The sequence below is a fragment of the Mesobacillus boroniphilus JCM 21738 genome, from assembly GCF_000517385.1.
Taxonomy (GTDB): domain Bacteria; phylum Bacillota; class Bacilli; order Bacillales; family Cytobacillaceae; genus Mesobacillus; species Mesobacillus boroniphilus.
The window spans coordinates 1-4846 of record NZ_BAUW01000152.1 but is presented as its reverse complement, the minus strand read 5'-3'; the positions used below and the strand labels follow the sequence as shown (position 1 = coordinate 4846).

Sequence of the window (4846 nt, the reverse complement as noted above, 5' to 3'; positions counted from 1 at the left end):
TACTTTCTTATAAAAAAATAAAAAATAGAGCCACCCGGCTCTATTTTTCTTTTTTATATGTCCAGTTATTTTCCTGATAGATCTTTCCTTCCTTCATAAGCCTTCCCATTGCCCGCTTGAAGGATCCTTTGCTCATGCCGAAACGTTCCTGGATGTCCTCGGCCATGCTCTTGTCATGGTACGGCATTGCGCCATTACGGAGCTCCAGGTATTCCATGATTTTTTCAGCGTCTTCATCCAATGCTTCCTGCTTGCGCGGCAAAAGCGAGATATTGACGGAACCATCTGGTTTTACATCAATGACTCTTCCCTCTACTTTCTGGCCAATACGAGGCTCTGTCCCGCGCTGAGATTCATGGATGAAGCCTTTAAAGCCTTCAGCAGTGATCATCCAGCTGCCAACCCTTGCCGTCCGGTATATATAGCCATGGACATTCTTATTAAAATCACTTCTTGTTGCCTTGACAGAGATTTCCTGAATGACAGGGTCGGTTGCCATTCGCGCATAAATCATATTGTTGCGATTAACTCGAAGCGTGATATAAAGCAAGTCCCCTTCTTGCGGCCAAACTGATCTTACTACTGGCAAGTCTTCCTCACCCAGCAAAACATCCTTACTGATCCCTATATCAAGGAATATGCCGATCCCTTCCTTAACATCAACGACAGGTACCCACTCATAGTGGCCTACCTGGACTTTCGGTATGGTCGTTGTCGCTGCGAGCCTCCCTCTTGATTCAACAAATAGAAAAACCTCTACCTTATCTCCTTCTTCAAATGTTCGGTCTGTATCATTGGAATGGAGGAGCACATCCTCTTCTCCATCCGTTAAAAAGTAGCCGAAATCAACAATTCTTGCTACGGTCAGCTCCAAAGTCTGACCTGTATATTCGTTCAAGGACATAAAATCCCTCCTGCCTTGTTATTAACATCCTACACAAAGAGCTAAAGCTCTAAATTACGTAAAGTTGTTTGAACTGCTATATTTTACTATAATGTAAGCAAAAGCGAAAGCGCCTTTGACAGTCCCTTGTCTTCTGGCGCAGCAAAATTTCTCTTAATCCGGAGGTAGCCATGTCTAAAGAGAGCTCATTTGATATTGTATCCAAGGTTGAAATGTCTGAAGTCACGAATGCAATCAGCATCGCTATGAAAGAAATCCAGAACCGTTACGATTTTAAGGGCAGCAAAAGTGATATTTCACTTGATAAAGAAGAACTTGTCCTAATTTCCGATGATGAATTTAAGCTTGACCAGTTGAAGGATGTTCTATTCAGCAAGATGATCAAACGCGGCATTCCTATAAAGAATCTGGACTACGGGAAAGTCGAGCGTGCTTCAGGTGGAACGGTTCGACAAAAAGCCAAGCTTGTACAGGGAATCGATAAAGAGAACGCGAAGAAGATTAATACACTTATAAAGAACAGCGGCTTGAAGGTCAAAAGCCAGGTCCAGGATGACCAGGTTCGCGTCACAGGCAAAAACCGGGATGATCTTCAAAAAATCATTGCTGCTGTCAAAGAAGCAGATCTTACAGTAGATGTGCAATTCGTGAATTATCGTTAAAAAAAGAGCTAAAACTAATAATATTGGGTAAAAGCGGACTATGGGAGCATTGTCCGCTTTTGTTTATGAAAATACATGAATGATTCACAAACCGCCTACGGAATTACCTTATTTACACGTTAAAATTAGTGTATTGATCCAGATGTGACTTTTATCGATTAGGAATGACAAAACATTCACAAATCCTTCACAAAGTACTATTGGATTCCCCCTATTTTCACGTTAATATACCAGTAGGGGTATGAAATATATTAATTTTTTTAACCGAAAGGATGACAATACAATGGGTAAAAAAATCGTAATCGTTGGCGGCGTAGCAGGTGGAGCAACTACAGCAACTAAGCTTAGAAGACTTGATGAACAAGCTGAGATCGTTCTTTTTGAAAGAGGAGAATTCATTTCTTTCGCAAACTGCGGACTGCCTTATCATATCAGCGGTGTGATTGAAGACCGCAAAAATTGCTTCTGCAAACTGTTGAAGGCATGAATGCACGCTACAACTTGGATATCCGCAATTTCTCAGAAGTGACTGCAATCAACCGTGAAGAGAAAACAGTTTCTATAAAACATGTTCAAACTGGTGAAGAATACACAGAAAGCTATGACGTACTAGTGTTATCACCAGGAGCGAAACCAATCGTTCCTCCTATTGAAGGCTTGAAGAGCGCCAATGTATTTACGCTTAGAAATATTCCGGATATGGATAAAATCAAAGCATACCTTGAAGACAATAAACCAAATAATGCAGTCGTAATCGGCGGAGGCTTCATTGGCCTGGAAATGGCTGAAAACCTTGTCCACACTGGAGTCAATGTTACACTAGTTGAGAAATTGCCACAGGTAATGGTCCAGTTGACCCAGAAATGGCAGCGATCGTTGAGGATGAGTTACGAAAGAATGGCGTGGAGTTGATCCTGGGAGACGGAATCATTGATGTTCAAGAAAATGGCACAAAAGTTGTTCTTGAAAGCGGCAAGGTTCTTGATTCAGAATTGATTATTCTGTCAATAGGTGTTCGCCCAGAAAACAAGCTTGCAGCTGACTCTGGCCTTGAGCTTGGTGAACGCGGCGGTATCAAGGTAAATGAATACCTTCAGACATCTGATGAGTCAATTTATGCAATGGGTGACGCAATTGAGGTTACTGACTATATCAATGGACAGCCTACTATGATTGCGCTGGCATGGCCTGCAAACCGTCAGGCGCACATTGTCGGACACCATATTAATGGCCGTAACATCGCATATCCGGGTACATTAGGCACTTCAATCGTTAAAGTATTCGATTTGACTGCTGCAACGACTGGCAACAGTGAAAAGCTGCTGCGCAGACTGGGCATTCCATATGAAGCCGTTCATATTCACCCGCTATCTCACGCTGGTTACTATCCCGGTGCAGAGCAAATCTCTCTTAAAGTTATTTTCGACATAGAGACTGGCAAGATCTTTGGTGCACAGGCAGTCGGCAAAGATGGCGTTGACAAACGCATTGACGTCATCGCAACAGCTATTAAAGGCGGATTGAGCGTCTATGACCTTCAAGAGCTTGAACTTGCATATGCACCACCATTCTCTTCTGCAAAAGACCCAGTGAACATGGCTGGTTATGTTGCTTCCAATATTGTGGACGGCACAATTGAAACGGTCCAGTACTATGAAGTTGACGAATTGCTCCAGGACGGCGCGTTCATGATTGACGTCCGAACTGAGAAAGAACATGCAGATGGCAAAATTGAAGGCTCAAAGAATATTCCGCTTGATGACTTGCGCAATCGTCTTGATGAGCTTCCAAAAGATGAAACAATCCTGATTACTTGCCAGGTTGGTCTGAGAGGTTACCTAGCTTCCCGTATCCTTCAGCAAAACGGCTTCAAGGTCAAGAACCTGACTGGCGGCTACAAGACTTACTCAATCTTTAAAAATAAACTTCAATAATGAAATGTAGCTGCTCCCTTTTATAGGGGGCCGTTTTTTTGTTTTTGTCGATTTCTGCTTTTCGCTCTCATTGTTTGGGGTAACCAAGGGTATCCTGCTTTTCCCCTTTTTCGCTTCTTAACACTTTTTGGGGTAATGCAGAACTCCTGCTTTTACCCTTTTTCGCTTCTTAACACTTTTTGGGGTAATGCAGCGCTCCTCCTTTTCCCCTTTTTCGCTTCTCAACACTTTTTGGGGTAATGCAGAGCTCCTGCTTTTACCCTTTTTCGCTTCCTACCAACTTTTCGGGCAATGCAGGTGTCCTGCTTTACCGTTTTTCAGCTACTCTCACTGCTCCGGACATTGTACCTCCATGGCTAAATGAAGGAATTTCCATGTTTTTAATCTGGGTTTTAAAGGAATTTAATAAATGTTGATTCATATAAAAGGAGTGGATTGTTCTATGTCTAACGAAAATAAAAAACAGGGATTCCCGCCCCAGCATCAGGACCATCAGCCTGGTACTGAGCCGGAGATGAATCCTGTACCCAAGTCAGTCGATGAAAATTATAAAGGGTCTGGAAAATTAACTGATAAAGTTGCCCTGATTACAGGCGGCGACAGCGGAATCGGCAAATCGGTTGCCATCTATTATGCGAAAGAAGGCGCAGATGTAGCGATTGTCTATCTTAAGGAAAGCAATGATGCGCAAACGACAAAGGAGCTCGTTGAAGCTGAGGGCCGTAAATGCCTGCTCCTTGCTGGCGATATCGGCAGTGAGCATTTCTGTGAGGAAGTGACGAAGAAAACTCTTGATGAGTTCGGGAAAATTGATATTTTGGTCAATAACGCAGCGGAGCAGCATCCGCAAAAAAGCCTGCTCGATATCTCTGCGGATCAGCTGGAGAAAACGTTCCGCACAAATGTATTCTCCATCTTCCATCTTACAAAGGCTGTCCTTCCACACTTAAAGAAAGGCAGCACAATTATAAACACATCCTCTATAACCGCATATAAGGGTAATGAGAAGCTGATCGACTACTCTTCGACTAAAGGAGCCATTGTATCTTTTACGCGTTCCCTAGCCATGTCCCTAGCGTCACAGGGCATTCGCGTCAACAGCGTAGCTCCTGGCCCAATCTGGACTCCGCTCATTCCTTCCACCTTCACTGCTGAAGAAGTCGCGAAGTTCGGAACGAACGCTCCGATGGGACGAGCCGGACAACCTTATGAGCTGGCACCAGCATACGTCTATCTTGCCAGCGATGACTCTACTTATGTAAACGGACAGACAATACACGTAAATGGCGGCACAATTGTAAATGGCTAAAAGGAACAAAAAGCGCAAGCGCTTGGTCAGCCCCGAC

General features: G+C 43.6%; 5 protein-coding genes and 1 pseudogene. 5 read left to right on the top strand and 1 reads right to left on the bottom strand.

The window, feature by feature from the left end; all coding sequences use genetic code 11:
* Positions 1-40 precede the first annotated feature (40 nt).
* Positions 41-904 carry a CvfB family protein gene (locus JCM21738_RS20925; protein ID WP_023615326.1) on the bottom strand — a complete coding sequence of 288 codons (864 nt, stop codon included), beginning with the start codon at positions 902-904 and terminating at the stop codon, positions 41-43.
* A 170-nt stretch (positions 905-1074) separates the two neighbouring features.
* On the opposite strand from JCM21738_RS20925, the gene JCM21738_RS20920 reads away from it, so the two are divergent.
* The 5 genes and pseudogenes from JCM21738_RS20920 to JCM21738_RS20910 all read left to right on the top strand — a co-directional run bounded on the left by JCM21738_RS20920 (position 1075) and on the right by JCM21738_RS20910 (position 4809).
* Entirely contained in the window at positions 1075-1566 is a 492-nt protein-coding gene (locus tag JCM21738_RS20920) for a YajQ family cyclic di-GMP-binding protein (RefSeq protein WP_023615327.1), read from the top strand.
* Between the two features lie 283 nt (positions 1567-1849).
* Positions 1850-2053 (top strand): hypothetical protein, encoded by a 204-nt coding sequence (locus JCM21738_RS27600; RefSeq protein WP_369385787.1) that lies wholly within the window; start codon positions 1850-1852, stop codon positions 2051-2053.
* Positions 2050-2663 (top strand): annotated as a pseudogene (locus JCM21738_RS27595) (NAD(P)/FAD-dependent oxidoreductase); the annotation flags it as partial. The gene JCM21738_RS27600 and the pseudogene JCM21738_RS27595, both read left to right, overlap by 4 nt.
* Positions 2664-2687: 24 nt before the next feature.
* The gene (locus JCM21738_RS27590; protein WP_369385788.1) at positions 2688-3500 is read left to right on the top strand and encodes an oxidoreductase dimerization domain-containing protein; all 813 of its coding nucleotides are present in this window, start codon (positions 2688-2690) and stop codon (positions 3498-3500) included.
* A 442-nt stretch (positions 3501-3942) separates the two neighbouring features.
* On the top strand, positions 3943-4809 hold the full coding sequence (locus JCM21738_RS20910; protein ID WP_023615329.1) for an SDR family oxidoreductase: 867 nt from the start codon (positions 3943-3945) through the stop codon (positions 4807-4809).
* Positions 4810-4846 lie beyond the last annotated feature (37 nt).